We start from the raw sequence: 24,546 nt of genomic DNA, 5'->3' as shown, positions 1-24,546 counted from the left end.
GATGCCAATCCGCGGATGTTAAAGTGCCAATCCTTGGGAGGTGGCCATGACGACATCGGTTCGCGGGGACCAATTGGCTCGACTGCTCGGCCGCTGGCATGCGCTGCCCGGCCGCCGCCGCAGTCCCGATTACGCCGCCCTCGCCACCGCCGTCCGTGGACTGCTGACCGACGGCCGGCTCGCCCTCGGCGTGCGCCTGCCCGCCGAGCGCGAGCTCGCCGAGGCCCTCACCATCAGCCGCACCACCATCTCCGCGGCGTACCGGGCGCTGCGCGAGACCGGCCACCTGACCAGCCGTCGCGGCGCCGGCAGCTGGACCACCCTGCCGCACGGTCACAAGGTCGGCACGTCCGGCCTGTGGACCGCCGACGACGACCTGGAGTTCGACCTCGGGGTGGCGGCGTCCGCGGCCCCGGTCGAGCTGGTGCCCGCCGCCCGTGCCGCCGCCGACGACCTGCCCCGCTACCTGGGCACCGCCGGGTACCACCCGACCGGTCTGCCCGAGCTGCGGGCCGCCGTCGCCGAGGGGTACACCGCACGGGGCGTGCCCACCTCCGCCGAACAGATCCTGATCACCGCCGGCACCCAGCAGGCCCTCGACCTGGTGCTCCGGCTGTCCGTCCCGGTCGGCGCGCCGGTCCTGGTGGAGACGCCGACCTACCCCAACGCGCTGGCCGCCCTGGCCGCCCGGCGCGCCCGGATCAGCACCAGCGGTGTCGACATCGAGACCGGCTGGGACGCCGACCTGCTCCTCGGGGCGCTGCGCCAGACCCGGCCGCGGATCGCGTACGTCATCCCGGAGTTCCACAACCCGACCGGCCACCTGATGTCCGCCGAGCTGCGCGAGCGTCTCGTCGCCACCGCGCATTCCACCGGCACCGAGCTGATCGTCGACGAGTCCTTCGTGGACCTGCCGCTGGACACCCCGGCGATGCCGCCGCCGGTGGCCGTCTTCGACAGGCACTCCCGGGTCACCTCGATCGGCGGGATGAGCAAGCCGTACTGGGGTGGCCTGCGCATCGGCTGGGTCCGCGGCTCCGCCCCGCTGGTCCAGCGCCTGGCCGCGATCCGGGTCGGCGTCGACATGTCCAGCCCCGTGCTGGAACAGCTGGTCGCCGTCCACCTGCTCCGCCAGTCCACCGAGATCGTCGCCGCCCGCCGCAACCAGCTCCGCTTCCGCCGCGACGCCCTGGTCGACGAGCTGCGCTCCCAGCTGCCCGAGTGGCGTTTCGTGGTTCCCGGCGGCGGCGTCACCATCTGGGCCGAGCTGGACGGCCCGATCTCCAGCGCCCTGTCCCGCGCCGCCGAGGACGTCGGCGTCCGCCTGGCCCCCGGCCCCCGCTTCGGCCTGGACGGCACGCTGGAACGCTTCCTGCGCCTGCCGTTCACCCTCCCCGCCGACGACCTGACCGAGGCCATCCGCCGCATCGCCTCGGTCCGCCACGACCTCGACCACACCCCCCGCCCCACCTGGCGAACCCCCGCGGTCATCGCCTGACCCGACTGTCGCGCCGCCGCCCGCACCTCCCACGCGGCGATCTCCCGGCGCCCGGTCCGTCCCGCGCCGCCGGCCTGGCGACTTTTTCAAACCCGGTGTTTGTTACGAGTAGGAAGTCCCGCACCAGTCGTCACCTCCAGTGGCGGCCACGCGAGGCGGGCGGCCCGTTCCGGTCTCCCCGCGACCGCCGGGCCGGAAGCGGTCCCTGACGGTCAGATCAGCCAGGCACCGTCGCGCATCAGGGTTCGGGCCGGGATCTCGTCGGCCTCCCGCCACGCCTGGATGCGGGTCGGGCGGAGCACCAGGAAGACGTAGGACGGGCCGGCCTTCCCGGGATCCCAGTCGTTCTGGGTGGTGTAGGCGTCGTTGATCTCCGGGGCCTCGGTGACCGGGAGCCAACGCTCCAGTTCGGCGTCTACCAGGACCACGTCGCGGGTGTGGCCCAGGCCGATCCGGGCGCGGCCGGTGGCGATCAGGGTCTTCGCGGTGGGGTTGGCGCCGTCGGTGGCCGCGATCAGCCGTTCCCGGAACCAGGCCAGGGTCAGCGGAACCAGGTTCGGCCCGTCGGTGGCCACCCAGCCGTCCAGCACCGGCGACGACAGCAGGGCGAGGGTGTCGGCCTTGCGCTGGACCGCGGAACGAGGCTCTTCGATCATCCGTCCACCCTATGCGTGTTCCGGGCGGCAGCCCCGCTGCCGAAGGCGGTGAGCGGGCTGCCGGTGCGGGCCCGCGGATCCCGGGCGGCAGCGCTGTGGCCGGAGACGGTGACCAGGCTGCCGGTGCGGGGCCGCATCCGGCCCGGCGGTCGCGGGGCGACCGGGACGGGCCGCCCGCCTCGCGGGGCCGCCAGGGGAGGTGACGACTGGTGCGGGACTTCCTACTCGTAACAGATGAGGGGTTTGCCGGGGAACGTTCCCGCCAGGCGCGGCCGGACCGGGAGTATCGCGTCGCCGCGCGGGGGAAAGGGTGAGGCCGGCGGACCTGGAGCGGTCGGCCGGCCTCGGGGGAGTGCGGGTCAGATCTGGGCGAGGCTGCCCTCGTACATCTTGTCGATGTGGCCGGCGAAGTTGGTCTCCACGCTGCGGCGCTTGATCTTCATGGACGGGGTGATCTCGCCGTCCTCGATGGTCAGGTCGCGCGGGAGGAGGGCGAACTTCTTGACCGTCTCCCAGCGGTTCAGCTTGGCGTTCAGCTCGGCGATGTAGCCCTCGACCAGCGCGTTCGTCTCCGGGGCGGCGATGATCTCGGCGTAGGACTTGCCGGCCAGCGGGCCGCCGGCGGCCCAGCCCACGATGGCCTCCTCGTCGAGGGCGATCAGCATGGTGACGAAGTTGCGGTTCTGGCCGATCACCACCGCCTGCGAGGTGTACGGGCAGACCGCCTTGAACGCGCCCTCGATCGCCGACGGGGCGACGAACTTGCCACCGGACGTCTTGACCAGGTCCTTCTTCCGGTCGGTGATCTTCAGGTAGCCGTCGGCGTCGACCTCGCCGATGTCACCGGTGCGCAGGAAGCCGTCCTCGGTGAACGCCTCGGCGGTGGCCTCCGGCAGGTTGTGGTAGCCGCGCATGACGGGGGCGCCGCGCAGCAGCACCTCGCCGTCGGCGTCGATGCGGACCTCCAGGTCACCGAGCGGCTGACCGACCGAGCCGATCTTCAGCTTGCCGCGGCGGTTGACGAAGTTGGCGGCGCACGACTCGGTCAGGCCGTAGCCCTCCAGGATCGGCAGGTTGGCCGCCGCGAAGAACTCCGAGATGTCCTTGCTGAGCGCGGCCGAGCCGCTGACCAGCACGTTGATGTTGCCGCCGAGCTTCTGCTGGAGCTTGCTGAAGACCAGTTTCTCGGCGATCGAGTACTGGAACGCCAGCAGCCCGGGGACCGGCCGGCCGGCCTGCATCAGGGCGACCCGCTTCTTGCCGGTGGCGACCGCCCAGCTGAAGATCTTCGGCTTCAGGCCGGTGCCGCCGAGACCGTTGGTGACGGTCTTGTTGTAGACCTTCTCGTAGATCCGCGGCGGGGCGCACATCAGCGTCGGCTTGATCACCGCGAGCAGGTCGATCAGCCGGTCGACACGGCCGTCGACATAGGTCGGCACGCCCACGTGCAGGATGCCGCAGAGCAGCGTCTTGCCGAACGCGTGCGACATCGGCAGCCACAGGTAGTGCAGGTCCTCCGGGGAGAACAGGCCCAGGCTCTCCTGCGCCACACCCTCCCAGGTCCAGCCCTTGTGCAGCAGCTCGACACCCTTGGGGCGGCCGGTGGTGCCGGAGGTGTAGATCAGGGTGGCCACGTTGTCCGGGCCGAGCTGCTCGGTGACCGCGTCGATCAGGCCGGGGTCGCGGCTCAGCGCGTCACTGCCGAGTTTCTCCAGGTCGGCGAGGGTGATCTGAGGCGGGGTGGCGCCGGCGTCGGCGGGCCCGTCGATCAGCACGACCTTGGTGACGGCGGTCTGCGCGCCGGACAGCTTGAGGGCCTGCTTCGCGTTCTCCGCGATCAGGATCTTCGACCCGGAGTCGGACACGATGAACGCGGTGTCCTCCGGCTCGGTGGTCGGGTAGACCGTGGTCGCGGCCGCGCCGGCGACGTTGATGCCCAGGTCGGCGAGGATCCACTCGAGCCGCGTGTTGGACAGGATCGCGACCCGGTCCTCCAGGCCGACCCCCAGCTCCCGCAGACCGGCGCCGATCGCCTTCACCCGCTCGCCGACCTGACGCCAGGTCAGCCAGTCGGCACCCGTGTCGGTCGAGTTCGGCCCGGCGAACGCCCGCGCGTCCGGGGTTTTGGCCACGCGCTGGAAGAATATGTCGGGGATCGACCGGTAAGGGACTGGGAGAGCCATATCGGGCGCCGCCTTAAACATCAACGGGGGTACGTAACTAAAGGGTTACCGCACAGTAATGGTCGTGCGGCATCGGGGCTAGGGTGTCGGACCAACCTGATCTCCCTAATCGTAGTTCGTTCCCGGCCCCACCCCCGATCCGCGTCGCCGGGGAATTACGTTGAGCGATGTGGATCTGATCATCGACCCGTCCGGGGAGCGGACCGCGGCCGTCTACCGGGCCCTGCGCGCGGCCATCGTGGACGGGCGGGTGCCGCCCGGGTTCCGGCTGCCGGCCACCCGGGTGCTCGCCGGTGACCTGGGGATCTCCCGCGGGAGTGTGGCCGGGGCGTACGAGCGGCTGATCGCCGAGGGCTTCCTGACCGCGCGGGTGGGCGCCGGGACGTTCGTGTCCGGCAGCGGGACCGTGCCCCGGGCCCGCCGGCCGGCCGCCGACCCGCTGCGCCCGCGGGCCGGCTGGGCGCTCACCCCGGCGTCGATGAGCGGCGAGGTGCCGGCGCCCCGCTACGACTTCCGCACCGGCATCCCGGACGCCCGGCTCTTCCCGTTCGACACGTGGCGGCGGCTGGTCGGGGCCGAGCTGCGGCTGGGGGCGAACGGGCCGGGGACGTACGCCGGCCCGGCCGGTCATCCGGGGCTGCGCGCCGCGATCGCCCGGCACCTGGGGGTGGCCCGGTCGGTGCGGACCACCGCCGACGAGGTGGTGGTCACCAACGGCACCCAGCACGCCCTCGACCTGATCGCCCGGGTGCTGCTGCGGCCCGGTGACGTGGTGGCGGTCGAGGAGCCCGGCTACCCGCCGGCCCGCCGGTTGTTCACCGCCCTGGGGGTCCGGGTGGCCGGGGTGCCGGTGGACGCCGAGGGCCTGGTGGTGGCGGATCTCCCGGACCGGGCCCGGCTGGTCTACGTGACGCCGTCGCACCAGTTCCCGCTGGGCCGCACGATGAGCCTGGCCCGCCGTCAGGAGCTGCTGGCCTGGGCCGGCACCCGGCCGGTGGCGATCGTCGAGGACGACTACGACAGCGAGTTCCGGTTCTCGGCGCGGCCGCTGGAGCCGCTGTGCACGCTGGACCGGGCCGGCCGGGTGCTCTACGTCGGCACCTTCTCCAAAACCATGCTGCCGGCCTTACGGCTCGGGTTCGTGCTGGTCCCGCCGGGGGTGCGGCCGGCCGTACTGGCGGCCCGGCAGCTCTCCGACGTGCACGGGCAGACAGCGGTGCAGGCGGCGCTGGCCCGGTTCATCGAGGACGGCCTGTTCGCCCGGCACGTGCGCAAGGCGGGCCGGGCGTACGCGGATCGGCACGCCCGGGTCACCGCCGCGCTGGAACGGATTCCCGAACTGGAGGTGCTCCCGAGCAACGCGGGCCTGCACATGACCGCGCTGTTCGAGGGCAGCGCCCGGGTGGCGGCCGCGGCCCGGCGGCAGGGGGTGTTCGTGGAGGACCTGACGCACTACACCGGGGAACGGTCGGTGGCCGGCGGGCTGGTCGTCGGGTTCGGCGCGGTCGACCCGGACCGGATCGAGGAGGGCCTGTCCGTCCTGGCCCGCCTGATCGCCTGATACAGCAGCGCGGCCCCGGCGATGACCAGGCTGAGCAGGGCCGGTGCGCCGTTCAGCCAGAGCAGCCCGACGACCGCGGTGAACGCGGTCCCGGCGACCAGCCGGGCCCCGATGCCGGGCAGCAGGCGCAGCGCGGCGGCCGTGCCGATCACGTAGACCAGGGTGAAGCAGCCGGTCGTCAGCAGGGCGGCGGTGTGCAGGTCGAACGGGAGCAGCGCGCAGCCGATACCGGCGAGGTAGATGAAGGTGAGTGAGCGGCGCTGCCCGCCGAAGACCCGGGCCGGCAGCGCGCCGTCCCGGGCCAGGGCCACGCCGAGGCGGCTCGACCCGGCGAAGTAGGCGTTCATCGCACCCAGCGTGAGCACCACCGCGATCACCGCGGTGAGCAGCCGGACCGGCCCGCCCAGGCCGATCGCCAGCAGGTCGGCGAGCGGGGCCCGGCTGCCGGCCAGCGCCGGGCCGAGAGCGAGCACGCTGACCGCGGCCACGGCCAGGTAGAGCACGCCGACGACGGCAACCGCGATCAGGGTGGCCCGGGGCACGTCGCGCCGCGGATCGCGGTACTCGGCCGACAGCGAGGACAGCGCCTCCCAGCCGGCGAAACCCCAGACCAGCAGGGCCGCGGCGGCGCCCACCCCGGCCAGGCCGTGCGGGGCGAACGGGGTCAGGTTGTCCCAGCGGGCGTGCGGCAGGGCGGCGATCACGGTCAGCACCAGCATCGTGGCGAGCGCCACCGACAGGCCGACCTGCACCCGGCCGGAGATCCGCAGACCGAACCAGTTCATCAGGTACGCGACGGTGACCAGCGCGAGGAAGGTGGCCATCTCGGTGCCCCGGCCACCGCCGAGGACGTCGGACACGTACCCGCCGGTGAATCCGGCCGCCACCGGGGCGCCGAGCGGAACCGCGAAGTAGAAGGTCCAGCCGACCGCGGCGGAAACCTTGGGACCGAAGGCCATGCCCGCGTACGTGGAGACCCCGCCGCCGTCCGGATAGCGCGCGCCGAGGGCGGCGAACGTCCAGGCCAGCGGCGCGGACAGGACGATCAGGGCGAGCCAGGCGAGCAGGGAGGCGGGCCCGGCGGCGTCGGCGGCCAGCGCGGGCAGGGAGATCAGCCCGGTGCCCAGGACGGCGCCGACGGAGAGCGCGGCGCCCTGGGAGACGGACAGGTCGGTGCGTGCGGTCATGCCACGAACCTAGAGCCGGATCGGACCATCGGTGGAGCCAATTCCGGCCCGATCGGATGGGCCGATCCTTCTTTTTGTCAGATGCCCATCCGGGCCGTCCGCAGCCGGTCCTCGATGTCGGCGGGGCCCTCGATCGTGACCCGGGTGGCCCGCTGCCGCCCGAAGAAGAACAGAGCCAGCTCGCCGGCGTCGCCCCGGATCGTGACCTGCGGATCCGCGCCGTTGCGGACCGGCGGGAGCCCGGCCGGGTCGATCGCGGCGGTGATCCCGAGACGGCGCAGCGAGGCCCGGGCGATCAGCTTGACGTTGCTCCAGAGCACCGCCTCGAACTCCCGGTCCAGCAGCCGGGGCTGCCAGTCGCCGGAGCCCCGGCGCACGTCCTCGTGGTGGATGAAGAACTCCATCGTGTTCGCCAGCGGTTCGACGAGCGGGTTGCTGATCGGGCTCCAGGCGGGCGGCTGCCGCAACTGCGAGATCAATTCGTTGTACGGCAGGGCCGCGCGGGCCAGCCGGATCCGCTCCCCGTACTCCTGCAGCGGCTTGACCAGCATCCCGACCGCCGAATCCGGCCGGCGCTCGCGGACCACGATGTGTGCGGCCAGGTCACGGGTGGTCCAGCCCTCGCACAGGGTCGGCGCGTCCGAGCCCTCGCGAACCAGCAGGTCGGCGAGCAGGTCCCGTTCGGCGCGCGCGTGGTTGGTCATGACTCGATGGTAGGCCTCGATGTAATCGTGGCCACGATGTAAACGACCATGCTTCTGGGGAAAGATGGGTCGGTAAGGTCGGAAAACCCGACGAATGCTTACCAGTCAGGTAGGAATGTGAGCAGCAGTACCGGCAATGAAGTGCTGGGACGGGGACTGCGGGTGCTCGGCCACGCGATCCGGACGGAGCCGCGGCTCTTCACGATCAGCGCGCTGGGAAGCAGTCTCTTCGGTCTCCTGATCGTTGCGAACTCGTACGTCGTGGGAGCCGTGATCGGCCGGGTGGTGGTGCCCGCCTTCACCGAGGACCGGGTCAGCACGGCCGGCCTCGCGCTGGTCGTCGCGGTTCTGCTGGGCATCAGCGGCCTGCGGGTGGCGAGCATCTTCGCCCGCCGCCTGGCCGCCGGCTACATGCAGTTCCGGATGCAGGCCCGTTACCGGCGGGCGGTGACCCGCCGCTATCTGTCGCTGCCGCCCGAGTGGCATCAGCGCAACGCCACCGGAGAGTTGCTCTCCAACGCCAGCTCCGACGTGGAAGCCGCGTGGGCGCCGATCGCCCCGCTGCCGTTCGCGGTCGGCACCATCGTGATGATCATCGGGGCGCTGGGCTCGCTGTTCGCCGTCGACTGGGTCCTCGCCCTGGTCGGGGTGGCGCTGTTCCCGGCCCTCTTCGCGCTCAACTACTTCTATTCCCGGCGGATGTCGCCCCGGCAGATCCACGCCCAGAAGATGCGGGCCAAGGTGGCCGCGGTCGCGCACGAGAGCTTCGACGGCGCGCTCGTGGTCAAGACGATGGGCCGGGAGGCCGACGAGTCCCGCCGGTTCGGGGTCTACGTCGCCGACCTGCGGGACGCGCTGGTCGCCGTCGGGCGGCTGCGTGGCGTCTTCGACCCGCTGATGGAGAGCCTGCCCAGCGTCGGCACCCTGGCGGTGCTGCTGCTCGGCACCTGGCGGCTGCAGACCGGCGCGGTCACCGTGACCGAGGTGGTCAGCGTCGCGTTCCTGTTCACCGTGCTGGCGTTCCCGGTGCGGGCGATCGGCTGGGTGATCGGCGAACTGCCGCGCAGCGTGGCCGGCTGGGACCGGGTGCAGGCGGTGCTGACCGCCGAGGGCGACCTGGCGTACGGCGCCGGCGACCTGCCCGGCGACGGCCCGGCCGAGCTGCGGTTCGACCGGGTCGGCTACCGCTACGGCGACGGCCCGCCGGTGCTGACCGACGTGTCGTTCACCGTCCCGGCCGGGCGCACCGTGGCCCTGGTCGGCGCCACCGGCTCGGGCAAGTCCACGATCGCCGCGCTGGCTGTCCGGCTGGTCGATCCGGACACCGGGACGGTCTCCGCCGACGGGGTGAAACTGCCCGACCTGTCCGGGTCCGCCCTGGCCGCCGCCACCGCGCTGGTCCCGCAGGTGCCGTTCGTCTTCGACGACACCGTCCGCGGCAACATCGCCCTGGACCGGCCCGGCATCGACGACGCACGGGTGTGGTCGGCGATCGAGCTGGCCCAGGCCACCAAGTTCGTGACCGGGCTGCCCGGCACCATCGACACCCCGGTCGGGGAGCGGGGCACGTCGCTCTCCGGCGGGCAGCGGCAGCGGCTCACCCTGGCCCGCGCGCTGGCCGGGACGCCCCGGCTGCTGGTGCTCGACGACGCCACCAGCGCCGTCGACCCGCGGGTGGAGGCGGCGATCCTCGGCGCGCTCCGGGAATCGGGCACGTCGCTGCTGGTGGTGGCCTACCGGCGGGCCAGTATCGCGCTCGCCGACGAGGTGGTCTACCTGCACCGCGGCCGGGTGGTCGCGACCGGGACGCACACCGAGCTGATGGCGACCCAGCCCGGCTATCTGGACCTGGTCACCGCGTACGAGAAAGAAGGAAAATGAGCGACGCCGGAACAATGGCGACCCTGAAACGGGGTCTGTCGCTCTCGCCGGAACTGCGCACCGGCCTGACCGGCACGCTCGGGCTGGCGATCCTGCAGATGGCCGGGCGGGTGTCCGTCCCGGTCGCCGTGCAGCAGGGCATCGACCACGGCATCAACGGCCCCGGTGGCCCGAACCCGCGGATCGTCCTCGGTGTCGTCGCGCTCACCCTGCTCGGGCTGGTGATCTCCACGTTCTGCGGCTACCTGATGACCAGGCGGCTGTTCACCGTCAGCGAGAACGCGCTGAGCGGGCTGCGGTCCCGGACCTTCCGGCACATCCACGATCTGTCGATGCTGCACCAGCAGTCCGAACGGCGCGGCTCGATGGTTTCCCGGGTGACCGGGGACGTGGACCAGATCTCCCAGTTCCTGCAGACCGGCGGCGTGCAGCTGCTGCTGTCGCTGGGCCAGCTGATCGTCTCGCTGGCGGTGATGTCGGTCTACTCGTGGCAGCTCACCCTGGTGGTGCTGCTCGCCTTCGCCCCGGCGATCGCGGTGATCCGGCTGTTCCAGAAGCGGCTGGCGGTGGTGTACCGCACGGTCCGGGAACGCAGCGGGCTGATGCTCGGCGCCATCGCCGAGAGCGTGGTGGGCGCCACCGTGATCCGTGCCTACGGGGTGTCCGACCGGACCGGCCGCCGCCTGGACACCGCGGTCGAGGACCTGCGGACCGCCCAGCAGCGGGCCATCCGGGCCAGCGTGACCAGCTTCTCCAGCGGCGAGATCGCGGCCGGGCTGGCGCTGTCCGGGGTGGTCGTGGTGGGTGTCCTGCTCGGCGTCGACGGCGGCATGACGGTGGGCCGGCTGACCGCGTTCCTGTTCCTGGTGACGCTCTTCATCCAGCCGGTGCAGATCGCCACCGAGCAGCTCAACGAGGCCCAGAACGCGGTCGCCGGCTGGCGGCGCATCCTGGACGTGCTGGACGTGGAACCGGACGTCGCCGACCCCGACGACCGGGGTGCGGAGTTGCCGGCCGGGCCGCTGTCGGTGCGCTTCGACCACGTGTCGTTCCGCTACCCGGGCGGCCCGATCGTGCTGGACGACGTGGACCTGACCCTGGACGCCACCCGCAAGTACGCGGTGGTCGGCGAGACCGGCAGCGGCAAGACCACGTTCGCCAAGCTGCTCACCCGGCTGATGGACCCGGCCGAGGGACGGGTGCTGCTGTCCGGGACGCCGCTGACCGACGTGCGGTTCTCGTCACTGCGGTCCCGGGTGGTGATGGTGCCGCAGGACGGGTTCCTGTTCGACGCGACGGTCGCCGAGAACATCCGCTTCGCCGAGCCGTCCCTCACCGACGACCAGCTGCGGGACGCGTTCACCGAGCTGGGACTGAAGGACTGGCTGGACGGGCTGCCCGCCGGTCTGGAGACCGCGGTGGGCGAACGCGGGGAGGCGCTCAGCGTCGGGGAGCGGCAGTTGGTGGCGCTGGTCCGGGCCTACGTCGCCGACCCGGACCTGCTCGTGCTGGACGAGGCCACCAGCGCGGTGGACCCGGCCACCGAGGTGCGCCTGCAGTACGCCCTGGACCTGGTGACCCGGGGCCGGACCACGGTCGCCATCGCGCACCGGTTGTCCACGGCCGAGGCCGCGGACGAGGTGTTGGTCGTAGAAGCGGGCCGCGTCGTTCAACGCGGCCCGCACGCCCTCCTCGTCGCCGAGGAGGGTTCGATCTACCACAAGCTCTACGCCAGCTGGTTGGAGCAAACACGCTGACCGGCAACGTTCGCCGGTGAGTTAAGCAAGTCGCTCGCAGCGGCCGCGGTCAGCCGTGACCGCTGCGAGAGGCCCGCCAATTCAGCGATTCAAGAGCCTGCTGATTAACGCGCGTAGTACTCGACGACGAGCTGCTCGTCACAGAGGACCGGGACCTCGGAGCGCTGCGGGGCACGGACGACCGTGGTGCGCAGGTCCTCGAGGACGGTCGACAGGTACGGAGCGGTCGGGCCGTCGATGTGCGTGCCGGTCGCCGCGATCTGGAACGGCGGCTTCTGCCGGGACGTCTCCTTGACCTCGATGACCTGACCCGGCTTGAGCTTGTAGCCGGGGCGGTCCACCTTCTTGCCGTCCACGGTGAAGTGACCGTGCACGACGAGCTGGCGGGCCTGGTAGATGGTCCGGGTGAAACCGGCCCGGAACACGGTGGCGTCGAGGCGGCGCTCGAGGAGGGTGACCATCGTCTCGCCGGTCTTGCCCTCGGCCTTGTGGGCGGCGTCGTAGGCCGCCCGCATCTGGACCTCACTGATGTTGTACTGGTGGCGGAGGCGCTGCTTCTCCAGCAGTCGGACCTGGTAGTCCGAGCTCTTCCGGCGTCCACGGCCGTGCACACCCGGCGGGAACGGGCGGCGCTCGAAGTACTTGACGCACTTACGCGTCAGCGGAATTCCGAGGGCGCGCGAGAGCTTCGCCTTGGGTCGAGAGTTGTTCAACTGCGATCTCCTGTTACGGTAAGCCTTGCCTAACTTAGGTAAGCCTAACCGGTGCCCGGAGGTGCTCGTCCATGCAACCCAGTCCCGCCGAGATCGCACGTACGCTTGCCGCCGGCCACCTGCCCGCAGTCGCTCACATCGCATGCCGCCCCGGACCCATTCCGGTCCGGCACGTCACCGATGCACAGGGACGCGTGCTTTTGTTAGTGCCCAGCGAGGGTACCCTTGCGGCCGCGCTCCACCCACAGGGCGGTAACGAGGACACGGCCCTCGTGCTGGACATCCGGGACGTACCGCCCATGGCGGTATCCCCATCGCTCGGCCGCGTGTGGGTCTCCGGCTGGGCGGTGAAGCTCGACGGAGACGACGCACGGGCCGCGGCCCTAGACTACGCCGACACCGACGCCTGTGGCGACCTGCTCGACATCGGCGACAGCCAGGCCCTGTTCCGGATGCAGGTCGCCGAGGTCCGCTGGGAGCGCAACGACAAGATCGTCGAGGTGGATCCGGACGACTACGCCGAGGCCACTCCGGACCCGCTGCGTGCCGTCGAGTTCGACCTGATCGCCGATCTGGCCGATCACCACATGGCCGAGATGAGCGACTACGTGCGCCGTCAGCTGGGTGAGAACGCCCTGCCGGACGACGAGCCGAAGGTCGTCCGGATGGACCGCTACGGCTTCATGGTGCGGATGGGCAACCGTTCGGCGCGGCTCGCCTTCCCCCGGCCGGTCGCCGACCGGCACGACCTGGCACACCTGCTCCACCCGATCCTCTGCCGCCGGTGCTGCAACAGCGCCGCGTGAAGTTGACGAGGATCACCCGATCCGCGTCACGCGGATCACCCCGATCCTCGTCATGAGGATCACCTGATCGAGGCGGGATCCCGCGGCGACCTTCTGCCGCCGTCATGCCGCGGGATCCCGTCTCATGCCCTGCCACCCGGTGCCGCGGGTGGCAGGGCTCACTAATTTCCCGGTGCTGTGCAGATCACAGCGACAGGATTCGCTCCAGGTACTCGCGGTAACCCCGCATCGCCATCCGCATGCTCTCGGTGTCCGGGGTGTCGGTGCCGCGCAGCGGGTCCAGCTCGTCGCGCTCGGCGAGCAGCACCTCGGTCAGCTCGTTCACCGCGTCGGTGAGAAGGTCGTGGGCCCGGGTCAGCGCGGTGACCGGGTCGTCGACGAACTCCGCCTTCACCTCGTGCCACGCCGCCCGGAAATGCCGGGCCGCGTCCTCGTCCCACACGGTCCGCGCGATCAGCGGCTCGTCCGAAGGCGCGCCCTCCACCGGAACGGACTCCTCGGCCGGCACGACACGGCGGGCGGCGACGGCCCGGCGGGGCTGGTCGGCGTCCTCCGGGTCGGCCGAGCGGCGGGCCGGCACGTCGATCGTGAGTGACGTCTCCACGATCGGCGCGAACTCCTTGGCCGCCACGGCCGGGAACTCCTGGGCGGCCGGGAAGAGCGGCGGTTGCGGGGGCGCGCTCACCGGCGCCGGTGTGACCGATGCCACACCGTAGACCTCCGGGGTGCGACCGAGGCTGTAACCGGCCGGGGTGTAGCCGTACCCGGAGTCGGGCGCGGGCTGCTCCACCGGCTCGTCGGCCGGCGGCCGGGTCAGCGGGATCTGCACCGAAGCGTGAATGGCCGGCACCGGCTTCTCTTCCTTCTCCTCAGCCTTCTCCTCCGGCTCGGCGAGCGGAGCGGGCGTGGCCGGCGAAGCCGGATGAACGGGTGACGCGGGCGAGACCGGGGAGGCCAGGTAGACCGGCGACACCGGTGCGGCCGGCGACATGGGTGACACGGCGGAAACCGGCACCGAGGCCGAACCGGCGGCCGGCGCGGGAACCGGCGCGGCCGGCACCGGCTCGGCCGACTGCAGGTTCGCGGCCGGGTGGTCCGGGGTGAAATCGGCGACCGAGTACGGGTTCGCGTACGCCGGCGACACCGGCACGCCGGAGACCGGCCCGCCCGACGTCGGCGTGACCGGCTGAGCCTGACTGGGCACCGAGGCCCAGCCCGCGGCCGAGCGGACCGGCTCGGCCGGGCCCTGCGGCTCGGTGGCCGCGTCGCCCGTCCCGTCCGGGCCGGCCTCACCGGTCTGCGCGTAACCGGGCGCCCCTGCCCGTCCGTTCATGTCGTCACGTCCGTTCTCGTCGCTGTCGTCCGCCGTCTCGGCGGAGTCCCGCCCGGAATCCGGCGGGTCGTGATCCACCGGCTCGTCATCGGCCGGGGAGTCGTCCGCCTGTTCGTGGCGCTCATCCGCTCTCTCACCCGGCCCGAACCGTCCGCCGAGGTCGAGACCTCCGAAGGGACCGCCGCCGGGCTCCTGGGACTGTACGTCCTGCAAAGGCCCGCCCTGCTCGTCCGAAGGCACTGAGTGATCAGTATCGCGGTCCTCTTCCGGGGCCGCCCGGTCAGAGTCCGGAGGGTGGCGCCGGCTCGCTTCGGGTGCCCGGTTCAGGCCGAACGGATCGGCGCCGGACGGGTGACGCGCGGCCGAGGCGATCGGGGCCAGCGGGGGGATGGGGTGGCTGTGGAAGGTGCCGAGCGGCGAGCCGGGCAACAGATCCGCGGGGGTCTCGACCGGATCCGGCGTCTCCGGCTCGGGGAGGGTCTGCCAGAACCGGGACAGGCCAGGGGAGGGCCGGGGGTTGTCGGGGCTGGACGTCGGCTCCATCTCGGTTCACCACTCCCGTCGCGCCGCGCTTCTCGGCGACGGTACCGCTACGCCTCGTCGAGCACACCCCCGGTTACCGGATCGTGGGCGTCGTCGGGAGCCGCCGCGGGGGATGGGGGAGAATCGTCGGCGTGTCCGTACCCGATGTAGAGACCACCCTGGACCCGGCGATCGCCGACCGGCTCAAGCGCACCCCCGACGGCCTCGTCGCGGCGATCGTGCAGGAGCGCGGCACCGGTGACGTCCTGATGCTCGGCTGGATGGACGACGAGGCGCTGCGCCGCACGCTGACCACCGGCCGCGCCACGTACTGGTCGCGCAGCCGCCGGGAGTACTGGGTGAAGGGCGCCACCTCCGGCCACTTCCAGCACGTCCACGGCGTGGCGCTGGACTGTGACGGCGACGCGCTGCTGGTCACCGTGGATCAGGTCGGCGCCGCCTGCCACACCGGGACGCACACCTGCTTCAGCACCGAGCTGCCGGTGGTGACCGGATGACCAGCGGAGCCACGTTCCCCACCGAGGACGAGTTCGTCGCCGGCCGGCGACGGGTCGTCCCGGTCACCCGCAAGCTGCTGGCCGACGGCGAGACCCCGGTCGGCGTCTACACCAAGCTGGCCGGCGGCCCCGGCACCTTCCTGCTGGAGTCGGCGGAGCAGGGCCTGGCCTGGTCTCGGTATTCCTTCATCGGCGTCCGTAGCCTGGCCACCCTGGTCGAGCGGGACGGCGAGGCCACCTGGCTGGGCACCCCGCCGGCCGGGGTGCCGCTGACCGGCGATCCCGTGGTGGCCCTGCGCGAGACGGTCGCGGCTCTGACGACGGGCGGCGTGTTCACTGCGACGACCGGCGGCCTGCCCGACGAGACGCTGCCTCCACTGACCGGTGGCATGGTCGGTTACCTCAGCTACGACCTGGTCCGCCGGTTCGAGAAGCTGCCGTCCGGCACCGTCGACGACCTGCGGCTGCCCGAGCTGGGCATGATGCTCGCCACCGACCTGGTGGTGCTGGACCACCACGAGGGCTCGGCGCTGCTGGTGGCCAACGCGGTGCTCGGCGAGGACGCCGGGGAACAGGAGCGGCGGGCGGCGTACCACCAGGCCGTGGGCCGTCTCGACGCGATGACCACGGCACTGTCCCGGCCCACGCCGCCGATGGTCTCCACGGTGGACCGGCGGCCGGCCGGTGAACCGGTCAGCCGCACTCTTCCGGGTGAATATCAGAAGGCCGTCGAGGAGGCCAAGGAGGCGATCCGGGCCGGCGAGTGCTTCCAGATCGTGGTGGCCCAGCGGTTCGAGCGGCCCACCGACGCCAACGCGCTCGACGTCTACCGGGTGCTGCGGGCCACCAACCCGAGCCCGTACATGTACCTGCTGCGCTTCGACGACTTCGACATCGTCGGCTCGTCCCCGGAGGCGCACCTCAAGGTCAGCGCCAACCGGACCGCGCTGCTGCACCCGATCGCCGGCACCCGCTGGCGCGGCGCCACCCCGGAACAGGACGCGGCGCTCGCCGCCGAGCTGCTCGCCGACCCGAAGGAACGCTCCGAGCACGTGATGCTCGTCGACCTGGGCCGTAACGACCTGGGCCGGGTGTGCGAGGCCGGTTCGGTGGAAGTGCCGGAGTTCGCCCGGATCGAGCGGTACAGCCACGTCATGCACATCGTGTCGACAGTGGTCGGCCGGCTGCGCGAGGACCGGTCGGCGTTCGACGCGCTGGCCGCCACCTTCCCGGCCGGCACCCTCTCCGGCGCCCCGAAGGTCCGGGCCATGGAGATCATCGAGGAGCTGGAGCCGACCCGGCGCGGGCTGTACGGCGGCACCGTCGGCTACTTCGGTTTCGCCGGCGACATGGACATGGCGATCGCCATCCGGACCGCGCTGCTGAAAGACGGCGTCGCCTACGTCGGCGCGGGCGCCGGCATCGTGGCCGACTCGGATCCGGCCGCGGAGGAGCAGGAGACCCGGAACAAGGCCGCCGCGGTGCTCGCCGCGATCGCCTCCGCGGAGACCCTGCGCGCCGCCCGATGAGGCGCGGCCTGCTCACCGCCGTCCTGGCCTGCCTCGGCGGGGCCGGGGCGGCGCTGCTGGCGGTGACCCGCGTCTGGGTGACCGAGGTCGAGGTGCGGCCCGGCCTGACCGATCTGCGCACCGAGCAGACCGGCGCCGAGGTGCAGCCGTGGTTGCTCGGGCTGGCCGTGATGGCGCTGGCCGGGGCGGGCGCGCTGCTGGCCACCCGGGGCGTGGTCCGGCGGGTGCTGGGCGCGGTTCTGGCCCTGGCCGGCGTGGGCGTGGCGGTGGGTGCGGTGCTGGCCTGGGCGAACGAGAACCCGGACCCGGCGTGGCCGGTGGTGACGGTTCTCGGCGGCGCGGCGGTGGCGGTGGGCGGCGTTCTCACCGCGCGCCACGGTCACCTCTGGGCGGCGATGTCCTCCCGGTACGACCGGACCCCGGCCGCCGCGCCGGAGGTCACCGCACCGGAGACCGCTCCGGTGCAGACGCAGGCCGTGCCGGACAGCCGCGCCTTCTGGGACGCCCTGGACCGGGGCGAGGACCCGACCCGGTAGACGCAGACCCGACCCGGTGGACGGCGAGCCGGCCCGGTGGACGGATCAGCGCGCGGAGACCATGGCGGCCACCGTGCGGGCCGTCTCGGCGCGGGCGGCCTCCCGGGCCCGGTCGGCCTGGATGGCGTCCCAGGCATTCTCCCGGGCGGTCCGCATGTTGCCGGGACCGACGACGGCGCGCTGCACGCCGGTGGCGACCTCGGCCGCGACCGAGACGAGCACTCGGGAGACGGCGGCGAAATTCATCGGCTGGGGTAACTCGGTGGCCATGGGTCGACTCCGCATCATCGTCCGGTGGCTGACGTCGTCCGGAACAAGTTTGCCCGAGTCACATGATGGTGGAGTCCTATTTCCGCACGGTGACACCCCCGTCAACACGAAGTGCCATCGTCCGAACGGGGGAATAAGCCCTGCACAGCGCGGTGCGGGCGATCATGCCGATGTGAGCGACGAGACATTCGCGGCGGGCAGTCCGGCATTATGCCGCAGTCCATTCCGTGAGGCGCGCCATACCCCCAGGAGGCCGTCACCCGCTGTCACCTCCTAGCATCAGGCCGAAGACACCCGGAGAGGGGAGTCATTAGGTGACATCCGAAGAGCAGGCGGAAGCGGGCAGTGGCGGCCCCGCGCGCGCGGCTTCGCAGAACGTTCTCGAGGAGATCCTCGCCGGCGTCCGTGAAGACGTGGCAGCGAGGCAGGCAGCGCTGCCTCTGGAGAAGGTAAGGGAACTCGCGGCAGCGGCCCCGCCGGCGATCGACGCCTACGCGGCCCTGCGCAAGCCCGGTGTGGCGGTGATCGCCGAGGTCAAGCGGGCATCGCCGTCCAAGGGCGCGATCGCCGACATCCCCGACCCGGCCGAGCTGGCCGGGGAGTACGCGGCGGGCGGCGCCCGGTGCATCAGCGTCCTCACCGAGGGCCGGTGGTTCGGCGGCTCGCTGGACGATCTGGCCGCGGTGCGCGCCTCGGTGAAGATCCCGGTGCTGCGCAAGGACTTCGTGGTCTCCAGCTACCAGATCCACGAGGCTCGCGCCCACGGCGCCGACCTGGTGCTGCTGATCGTGGCGGCGCTGGAGCAGAACGTTCTGGTCGGCCTCCTGGAGCGCATCGAGTCGCTGGGCATGACCGCCCTCGTCGAGGTGCACAACGAGGAGGAGGCGGACCGGGCACTGGAGGCGAACGCGAAGGTCATCGGGGTGAACGCCCGGGACCTGCGCACGCTCGAGGTGGACCGGTCGGTGTTCGAGCGCATCGCGCCCGGCCTCCCGCAGAACGTCGTGAAGATCGCCGAGTCCGGGGTGCGCGGCCCGCACGACCTGATCCGCTACGCGTCGGCCGGTGCCGACGCGGTGCTGGTCGGCGAGGGCCTGGTGACCCAGAAGTCGCCGCGGGACGCGGTGGCCGAGCTGGTCAACGCCGGCAACCACCCGGCGACGCCGCGGCCGGTCCGTTGAGCGCGCCGTCCTTGCCGGACCTCGCCGGGCACTTCGGCAGGTACGGCGGACGGTTCGTGCCCGAGGCACTGGTCAAGGCGCTGGACGAGCTGGACGCGGCGTACCGGTCGGCGAAGGTGGATCCGGAGTTCCAGGCCACCTTCCAGGACCTGCTGCTGAACTACGCGGGCACCCCGTCGCTGCTGTACCGGGCGACCCGGCTGTCCGAGAAGCTCGGCGCGGAGATCCTGCTGAAGCGGGAGGACCTGAACCACACCGGCGCCCACAAGGTGCGCAACGTGCTGGGCCAGGCGCTGCTCGCGAAGCGGATGGGCAAGCCCCGGGTGATCGCCGAGACCGGCGCGGGCCAGCACGGTGTGGCCAGCGCGACCGCGGCCGCCCTGCTGGACCTGGAGTGCGTGGTCTACATGGGCGAGACCGACACCCAGCGGCAGGCGCTCAACGTGGCCCGGATGCGGATGCTCGGCGCGACGGTGATCCCGGTGACCAACGGTTCCCGCACTCTGAAGGACGCGCTGAACGAGGCGCTGCGGGACTGGGTGTCCACCGTCGACACCACGCACTACCTACTGGGGACCGCGGCCGGCCCGCACCCGTTCCCGGAGCTGGTGCGCGACTTCGTCGGCGGCATCGGTGTCGAGGCCCGGGCCCAGTGCCTGGAGCAGATCGGCCGGCTGCCGGACGCGGTCGCGGCCTGTGTCGGCGGCGGTTCCAACGCGATCGGCATCTTCCACGCCTTCGTGCCCGACGAGGGTGTCCGGCTGTACGGCTTCGAGGCCGGCGGCGACGGTGTGGAGACCGGCCGGCACGCGGCGTCGATCACCGGCGGCTCGGTGGGGGTGCTGCACGGCAACCGCACCTATCTGCTGCAGGACGAGGACGGCCAGACGATCGAGTCGCACTCGATCTCGGCGGGTCTGGACTACCCGGGTGTCGGCCCGGAGCACGCCTGGCTGAACGATTCCGGCCGGGCGGTCTACGAGCCGGTCACCGACTCCGAGGCGATGGCCGCGTTCCAGCTGCTCTGCCGTACCGAGGGGATCATCCCGGCGATCGAGAGCTCACACGCTCTGGCCGGCGCCGCGAAGATCGTCCCGAGGCTGCGCGAGGAGCTGGGCCGCACGCCGACGATCGTGATCAACCTGTCCGGGCGCGGTGACAAGGACGTGCACACGGCGGGCGCGTACTTCGGCATCCTCGACCAGAACGAGACGGTCGTCCCGGGGGAGAACACGTGAGCATCGCGGAGACCTTCGCGAAGGCGAAGTCGGAGAACCGGTCGGTGCTGGTCGGCTGCATGCCGGCCGGGTTCCCGACGGTCGACCACAGCATCGAGCAGATGATCGCGATGCACGAGGCCGGCTGCGACGTGATCGAGGTCGAGCTGCCCTACTCGGACCCGGTGATGGACGGCCCGGTGATCCAGAAGGCGAGCGACATCGCCCTGGCCAACGGGGTCCGTACCCGGGACACCCTGAAGATCATCGACGCGGTGTCGTCGGCCGGCGCGACAGTCGTGCTGATGACGTACTGGAACCCGATCGAGAAGTACGGTGTCGACGCGTTCGCCCGTGACCTGGCCGCGGCCGGGGCCACCGGGCTGATCACGCCGGACCTGATCCCGGACGAGGCGGCCGAGTGGATCGCCGCCGCCGACGCCCACAAGATCGACCGGACGTTCCTGGTCGCGCCGTCGTCGACCGACGAGCGGATCGCGCTGACCTTGGCGAACTGCCGGGGCTTCGTCTACGCGACCGCGCTGATGGGTGTCACCGGCGCCCGCAAGACGGTCTCCTCGCAGGCCCCCGACCTGGTGCGGCGGATCCGGGCGATCGACCCGGAGATGCCGGTCGGCGTGGGACTGGGTGTCGGCAACGGCGCGCAGGCCGCCGAGGTGGCCGCGTTCGCCGACGGGGTCATCGTCGGCAGCGCCCTGATCCGCTGTGTGCTGGAGGCCCCGGAGCGGGCCACCGGCCTGGCGAACCTGCGGGCCCTGAGCGCCGAACTGGCCGAGGGCGTCCGCCGCCGCTGAGGTTCCTGGGGCTCCGGTGAATTCAGCCGGTGCCCTGGGCATCACAGAACGGCTTGTCGGCGGTAGCGTGTGCACCCGTGAACTTCGCCGCCATCCCCAGCCCCACCCAGTCGGTGTGGGATCTGTTCGGGTTCCCGATCCGCGCGTACGCCCTCTGCATCATCCTCGGCATGGTCGCCGCGACGCTCCTGGTGGAGCAGCGGATGCGCCGCCGCGGGGTGGCACCGTGGATCTCGCTGGACATCGTGGTGTGGGCGGTGCCGTTCGGCATCATCGGCGCCCGGATCTACCACCTGATCACCTCGCCGCAGGACTATTTCGGCGCCGGGGGTGAGCCGATCCGGGCGTTCTACATCTGGGAGGGCGGCCTCGGCATCTGGGGCGGTGTCGCCGGTGGCGCGCTCGGCGCCTGGATCGCCTGCCGTCAGATCGGGCTGCCGTACAGCGTGTTCGCCGACTCGCTGGCTCCGGCCCTGCCGGTGGCGCAGGCGATCGGCCGGTTCGGCAACTGGTTCAACAACGAGCTGTACGGCAAGGTGACCACCCTGCCGTGGGGTCTCGAGGTGCACGAGATGGACTCGGCGAACCCGGGGCACGCGACCACGATCGACGGCGAGCCGGTGACGAAGCCGGACCTCTACCACCCGACGTTCGCGTACGAGGCGATCTGGAACCTGGGCACCGCCGGCCTGGTGTGGCTGTTGGACCGCAAGTTCAAGTTCGGCCGGGGCCGGGCCTTCGCGCTGTACGTGATGTCCTACACGGCCGGCCGCTGCTGGATCGAGATGATGCGCGTCGACGAGGCGAACACGTTCTTCGGCGTCCGGGTCAACGTCTTCGTGTCGATCATCATCTTCCTGCTGGCCACCATCTACTTCGTGATGGTGAAGGGCCCGCGCGGCTACGTGGTGCCGATCGACGCGCCGGACGTGGCCCCGGACCCGGCCGCGGAGGCGAGCGACGTCTCCCAGGTCGACGTGGCCGCCGGTGGGACGACGAAGGACGCCAAGCCGCCGATCGCCTACCAGCTGGTCGACGAGGAGCGCTTCCGGGAGTACCAGCGGACCGGCGTGCTGGAGCCCGTCCCGGTCGGGGCGGCCGGGGCCGGCGAGCCCGCGCCCGCCGGTGAGACCGAAGAGAAGAGCTGACACCTCTCATGCGTACGGCCGTGGTGGTGGGCGCGGGGACGGCGGGCCTGGCCGCGGCCGGGGCGCTGTCCCGGTCCGGCTGGCGGGTGACCCTGCTGGAGCGGGCCGAGCGGATCGCCGCGCCGCCGACCGCGGTGGTGCTGTGGCCGAACGGCCTGCGTGCCCTGCAGTCCCTGGACCCGGACGGCGGCTGGACGGCGATCGCGTCGCCGCTGCCGGACGGCGGGGTGCGCCGCCCGGACGGCCAGTGGCTGGTGACCCCGCGATCCCGCACCGGGGCCGGCCCGGGTCCGGCGGCCGCCCACCTGGAGGACGTCTACGACGCGCTGGTCGCCGGTCTGGGTGACGTCGAGATCCGGACCGGGTTCGAGGCGACGACGATCCGGACCGGTCTGCGGTCCCGTCCGGCGGTCAGCGACGGGCACTCCACGATCGAGGCGGATCTGCTGGTCGGCGCGGACGGCATCGACAGCCGGGTGCGGGCCGCGGTGGCGCCGGAATCGGTCGCGGTTGGTTCCGGGTTCGCCGCGTGGCAGGCGGTGATCCCCGGTTTCCGGGTGCCCAGCACGGCCGAGGACCGGTGCCCGGGCGGCGAGACGCTCGGTGCCGGCTACCGGTTCGTGGCGATCCCGCTCGGCGATCACGCGGCCGGGCGTGGCGGCATCTACTGGGTGGCGACCGCGGCCGGCGCCGCCCGTCCCGAGTCGGCGGCCACCCAGCTCACCCTGTTGCGGCGGTGGTTCGCGGGCTGGCACGAGCCGGTCGGCGCGCTGCTGGACGCCACCCGGCCGGAGGACCTGGTCCCGCAGGGGGTGCGGGAGCTGCGGCCGTTGCCCCGCGCCTACGGTTTCCCGGGCGGTCCGGGCGGGGTGGTGCTGATCGGCGACGCCGCCCACGCCATGCCGCACCATCTGGGTCAGGGCGCCTGCCTGGCGTTCGAGGACGCGGCGACGTTGCGCGCGGTGGTGGCCGACGCGGAGCCGGGCCCGGACCTGGTCGCGGCGGTGGAGAACTACAGCCGGGTGCGGCAGCCGCGGACCGCCACCGTGGTCCGGCAGAACCGGCGGATGTCGGCGGTGGTCCAGGCCCGCGGCCGGCTCGCGCTGCGCGCCCGGGACGCGGCCCTGAACCACATGCGCCCGCGGATGCTGGCCCGCTCCCTGGATCCGTCGCACGACTGGACCCCACCCGAATAACCCCTTCTGCCGGTACGCCTACACCTCGACAGGCGCACCGGCATGTCCCGCCCCGTCCCGCGCGGAGGGCGGCCCGTCCGGGCCGTCCCGCGACCGCCGGGCGGATGCGACCGTTCCGGGCGACGGGTTCGTGATCATATTTCGGGACGGGCGGGTATCGCCCTGTTCACTCGATCGGTGCGGCCGGACGTGCGGATCCGTGCGGCGGTGATCGCCGGCGCCGATATTCGGTAAGGACCGGAAACGGCTGTGGTACTTACCCCGTACCAGATGCTGGGAATGTGAGGAATCGCCGACCCGCCGGCGGGCCGCCCGCCTAGAGCGACGCCGCGGCCGGTTCGGCGACACACGCGGTGCCCAGCCGCCGGAAGCCGACCTTGGTGTAGAGGCGGGCCACGTCGTCGTCCCCGGCGGACAGGAACACCAGGTCGACGCCCTCGGCGAGCAGCATCCCGGCGAGCGTGGCGGTCAGCTGGGAGGCGTACCCCCGGCGCCGCGCCGACGGCAGCGTCGCCACCCCGACCACCTCGGCGACGTCCCCGGACCGCTGGGCGGTGGCGGTGGCCAGAATCCCCTCGGAGGGTGACTCGGCGACCACGGTCAGGTAGTCCCCGGTGGCATACATCGTCCGGGCGTGTCGCACCGCCTCGGCGGTCAGCAACTCGCCGGAGTCCCGCTCGGCCGGCCCGGCGGCCTCGATGAGCAGCGTGTTCCCGGTGAGATCGAGCGGCGACTGGTGGGCGGGCGCGGCGAAACCGAGCCGGGCCACTGCCCGGGACGCGCGTAGGTCGGCCGGAAAGGTGGGGTCGTCCGGGTGCAGACGGCGCACCTCGGCGTCCCGCATCGGCAGGTCCGGCACCAGGGCCGCCCGGTCGAGCGTGAGCAGCGGCGCGAGGAGCACGTCCAGCCCGGCCGACCGGGTCACGGCCAGCAGGTCGGGGGTGGTCTCGTGCACCCACTCGAAGGTCTCCGGCAGGCCGAGTTCACGCTGGCGGGAGCGCACGTCGGTGACGTCGGCCGCCGAAGGGACGTGCGAACCGAGCCGCGGACGGGCATAGTAGGGCCAGCCCTCCCCGTCACGGACGAAGAGAACGAGAGAGCCGATCTCCTCGGTCCGCGCCCAGGGGCGGGGCAAAGCGTCGTAGAACCGTTCGAGCCGGTCGAAGAGACCGGAATCCGCTGGCGCCATCGCGCGAGACTACCGGTCACCGCACCGGCTGTGCTATTCAGTTCGTCCGCAGTCCATGCGCCGGCGGCGCATCCGTAAGAGGTGTGATCAATCCGTATCTGGCGGAGATCAGCGGCTCTTACCGTAGACTCGAGAGACTTTGCAGG

At 72.1% G+C, this 24,546-nt stretch carries 21 protein-coding genes and 1 pseudogene; 13 read left to right on the top strand and 9 right to left on the bottom strand.

All coding sequences use genetic code 11. From position 1 onward, the window contains the following. The first annotated feature begins 46 nt into the window (after positions 1 to 46). Positions 47 to 1,498 (top strand): MocR-like transcription factor YczR, encoded by a 1,452-nt coding sequence (gene yczR / locus Aco03nite_RS06090; RefSeq protein ID WP_203793767.1) that lies wholly within the window; start codon positions 47 to 49, stop codon positions 1,496 to 1,498. Between the two features lie 212 nt (positions 1,499 to 1,710). Here the strand turns inward: yczR and Aco03nite_RS06085 are convergent, their stop codons facing one another. From Aco03nite_RS06085 to Aco03nite_RS06075, 3 genes are all read right to left on the bottom strand, one after another. Next, complete coding sequence (locus Aco03nite_RS06085; protein ID WP_203793766.1) at positions 1,711 to 2,154, bottom strand: pyridoxamine 5'-phosphate oxidase family protein; 444 nt, start codon at positions 2,152 to 2,154, stop codon at positions 1,711 to 1,713. Beyond that, positions 2,151 to 2,291, bottom strand: coding sequence for a hypothetical protein (locus tag Aco03nite_RS06080; protein ID WP_203793765.1), 141 nt, complete (start codon positions 2,289 to 2,291; stop codon positions 2,151 to 2,153). Before Aco03nite_RS06080 ends, Aco03nite_RS06085 begins: the two co-directional genes overlap by 4 nt. Before the next feature lie 222 nt (positions 2,292 to 2,513). Further along, positions 2,514 to 4,337, bottom strand: coding sequence for an AMP-dependent synthetase/ligase (locus tag Aco03nite_RS06075; RefSeq protein WP_203793764.1), 1,824 nt, complete (start codon positions 4,335 to 4,337; stop codon positions 2,514 to 2,516). A 169-nt stretch (positions 4,338 to 4,506) separates the two neighbouring features. Between Aco03nite_RS06075 and pdxR the strand changes: the two genes are divergently transcribed. Further along, on the top strand, positions 4,507 to 5,898 hold the full coding sequence (pdxR, locus tag Aco03nite_RS06070) for a MocR-like pyridoxine biosynthesis transcription factor PdxR (protein ID WP_203793876.1): 1,392 nt from the start codon (positions 4,507 to 4,509) through the stop codon (positions 5,896 to 5,898). On the opposite strand, the gene Aco03nite_RS06065 is transcribed toward pdxR, so the two are convergent. Further along, positions 5,790 to 7,085, bottom strand: coding sequence for an APC family permease (locus tag Aco03nite_RS06065; protein WP_203793763.1), 1,296 nt, complete (start codon positions 7,083 to 7,085; stop codon positions 5,790 to 5,792). The two genes, pdxR and Aco03nite_RS06065, sit on opposite strands and share 109 nt — an antisense overlap. 77 nt (positions 7,086 to 7,162) lie before the next feature. Next, positions 7,163 to 7,789, bottom strand: a complete 627-nt coding sequence (locus Aco03nite_RS06060) for a TIGR03085 family metal-binding protein (RefSeq protein WP_203793762.1) — start codon at positions 7,787 to 7,789, stop codon at positions 7,163 to 7,165. A gap of 141 nt (positions 7,790 to 7,930) precedes the next feature. Here Aco03nite_RS06060 and Aco03nite_RS06055 point away from each other — a divergent pair, with 141 nt between their 5' ends. Next, the gene (locus Aco03nite_RS06055) at positions 7,931 to 9,670 is read left to right on the top strand and encodes an ABC transporter ATP-binding protein (RefSeq protein ID WP_373872580.1); all 1,740 of its coding nucleotides are present in this window, start codon (positions 7,931 to 7,933) and stop codon (positions 9,668 to 9,670) included. After that, a complete protein-coding gene (locus Aco03nite_RS06050) occupies positions 9,667 to 11,427 on the top strand; it encodes an ABC transporter ATP-binding protein (RefSeq protein WP_203793760.1) in 1,761 nt (586 codons plus the stop codon). The genes Aco03nite_RS06055 and Aco03nite_RS06050 overlap by 4 nt, the downstream gene beginning before the upstream one ends. A 104-nt stretch (positions 11,428 to 11,531) precedes the next feature. Here Aco03nite_RS06050 and rpsD read toward each other — a convergent pair whose 3' ends face one another. Further along, entirely contained in the window at positions 11,532 to 12,140 is a 609-nt protein-coding gene (rpsD, locus tag Aco03nite_RS06045; RefSeq protein WP_203793759.1) for a 30S ribosomal protein S4, read from the bottom strand. Positions 12,141 to 12,211: 71 nt separating this feature from the next. On the opposite strand from rpsD, the gene Aco03nite_RS06040 reads away from it, so the two are divergent. Then, positions 12,212 to 12,946: a DUF2470 domain-containing protein gene (locus Aco03nite_RS06040; RefSeq protein ID WP_203793758.1), complete on the top strand. Its 735-nt coding sequence runs from the start codon at positions 12,212 to 12,214 to the stop codon at positions 12,944 to 12,946. Positions 12,947 to 13,130: 184 nt separating this feature from the next. On the opposite strand, the gene Aco03nite_RS06035 is transcribed toward Aco03nite_RS06040, so the two are convergent. Next, positions 13,131 to 14,357 (bottom strand): hypothetical protein, encoded by a 1,227-nt coding sequence (locus tag Aco03nite_RS06035; RefSeq protein WP_203793757.1) that lies wholly within the window; start codon positions 14,355 to 14,357, stop codon positions 13,131 to 13,133. Between the two features lie 596 nt (positions 14,358 to 14,953). Here Aco03nite_RS06035 and hisI point away from each other — a divergent pair. The 3 genes from hisI to Aco03nite_RS06020 are packed head-to-tail and all read left to right on the top strand — an operon-like array spanning position 14,954 to position 17,384. Further along, positions 14,954 to 15,319, top strand: a complete 366-nt coding sequence (gene hisI, locus Aco03nite_RS06030) for a phosphoribosyl-AMP cyclohydrolase (protein ID WP_203793756.1) — start codon at positions 14,954 to 14,956, stop codon at positions 15,317 to 15,319. Further along, positions 15,316 to 16,848 carry an anthranilate synthase component I gene (locus Aco03nite_RS06025; protein ID WP_203793755.1) on the top strand — a complete coding sequence of 511 codons (1,533 nt, stop codon included), beginning with the start codon at positions 15,316 to 15,318 and terminating at the stop codon, positions 16,846 to 16,848. The genes hisI and Aco03nite_RS06025 overlap by 4 nt, the downstream gene beginning before the upstream one ends. Further along, positions 16,845 to 17,384 carry a Trp biosynthesis-associated membrane protein gene (locus tag Aco03nite_RS06020; protein WP_203793754.1) on the top strand — a complete coding sequence of 180 codons (540 nt, stop codon included), beginning with the start codon at positions 16,845 to 16,847 and terminating at the stop codon, positions 17,382 to 17,384. The genes Aco03nite_RS06025 and Aco03nite_RS06020 overlap by 4 nt, the downstream gene beginning before the upstream one ends. Positions 17,385 to 17,429: 45 nt before the next feature. Here the strand turns inward: Aco03nite_RS06020 and Aco03nite_RS06015 are convergent, their stop codons facing one another. Continuing rightward, positions 17,430 to 17,654: a hypothetical protein gene (locus tag Aco03nite_RS06015; RefSeq protein ID WP_203793753.1), complete on the bottom strand. Its 225-nt coding sequence runs from the start codon at positions 17,652 to 17,654 to the stop codon at positions 17,430 to 17,432. 314 nt (positions 17,655 to 17,968) lie between these two features. Here Aco03nite_RS06015 and trpC point away from each other — a divergent pair, with 314 nt between their 5' ends. The 5 genes and pseudogenes from trpC (at position 17,969) to Aco03nite_RS05990 (ending at position 23,211) form a co-directional block, all read left to right on the top strand. Next, the gene (trpC, locus tag Aco03nite_RS06010; protein WP_203793752.1) at positions 17,969 to 18,835 is read left to right on the top strand and encodes an indole-3-glycerol phosphate synthase TrpC; all 867 of its coding nucleotides are present in this window, start codon (positions 17,969 to 17,971) and stop codon (positions 18,833 to 18,835) included. Then, entirely contained in the window at positions 18,832 to 20,073 is a 1,242-nt protein-coding gene (gene trpB / locus Aco03nite_RS06005) for a tryptophan synthase subunit beta (RefSeq protein WP_203793751.1), read from the top strand. The genes trpC and trpB overlap by 4 nt, the downstream gene beginning before the upstream one ends. Then, a complete protein-coding gene (trpA, locus tag Aco03nite_RS06000; RefSeq protein WP_203793750.1) occupies positions 20,070 to 20,867 on the top strand; it encodes a tryptophan synthase subunit alpha in 798 nt (265 codons plus the stop codon). The genes trpB and trpA overlap by 4 nt, the downstream gene beginning before the upstream one ends. A gap of 77 nt (positions 20,868 to 20,944) precedes the next feature. Continuing rightward, positions 20,945 to 22,082: pseudogene (gene lgt, locus Aco03nite_RS05995) on the top strand (prolipoprotein diacylglyceryl transferase); the annotation flags it as partial. After that, the gene (locus Aco03nite_RS05990) at positions 22,024 to 23,211 is read left to right on the top strand and encodes an FAD-dependent monooxygenase (RefSeq protein WP_203793748.1); all 1,188 of its coding nucleotides are present in this window, start codon (positions 22,024 to 22,026) and stop codon (positions 23,209 to 23,211) included. The pseudogene lgt and the gene Aco03nite_RS05990, both read left to right, overlap by 59 nt. 316 nt (positions 23,212 to 23,527) lie before the next feature. On the opposite strand, the gene Aco03nite_RS05985 is transcribed toward Aco03nite_RS05990, so the two are convergent. Then, on the bottom strand, positions 23,528 to 24,400 hold the full coding sequence (locus Aco03nite_RS05985) for a GNAT family N-acetyltransferase (RefSeq protein ID WP_203793747.1): 873 nt from the start codon (positions 24,398 to 24,400) through the stop codon (positions 23,528 to 23,530). Between the last annotated feature and the right edge of the window lie 146 nt (positions 24,401 to 24,546).

Source organism: Actinoplanes couchii (assembly GCF_016862075.1).
Lineage (GTDB): Bacteria > Actinomycetota > Actinomycetes > Mycobacteriales > Micromonosporaceae > Actinoplanes > Actinoplanes couchii.
Note: the sequence above shows the minus strand (reverse complement) of the source record. Positions and strands in the feature narration are given on the sequence as shown.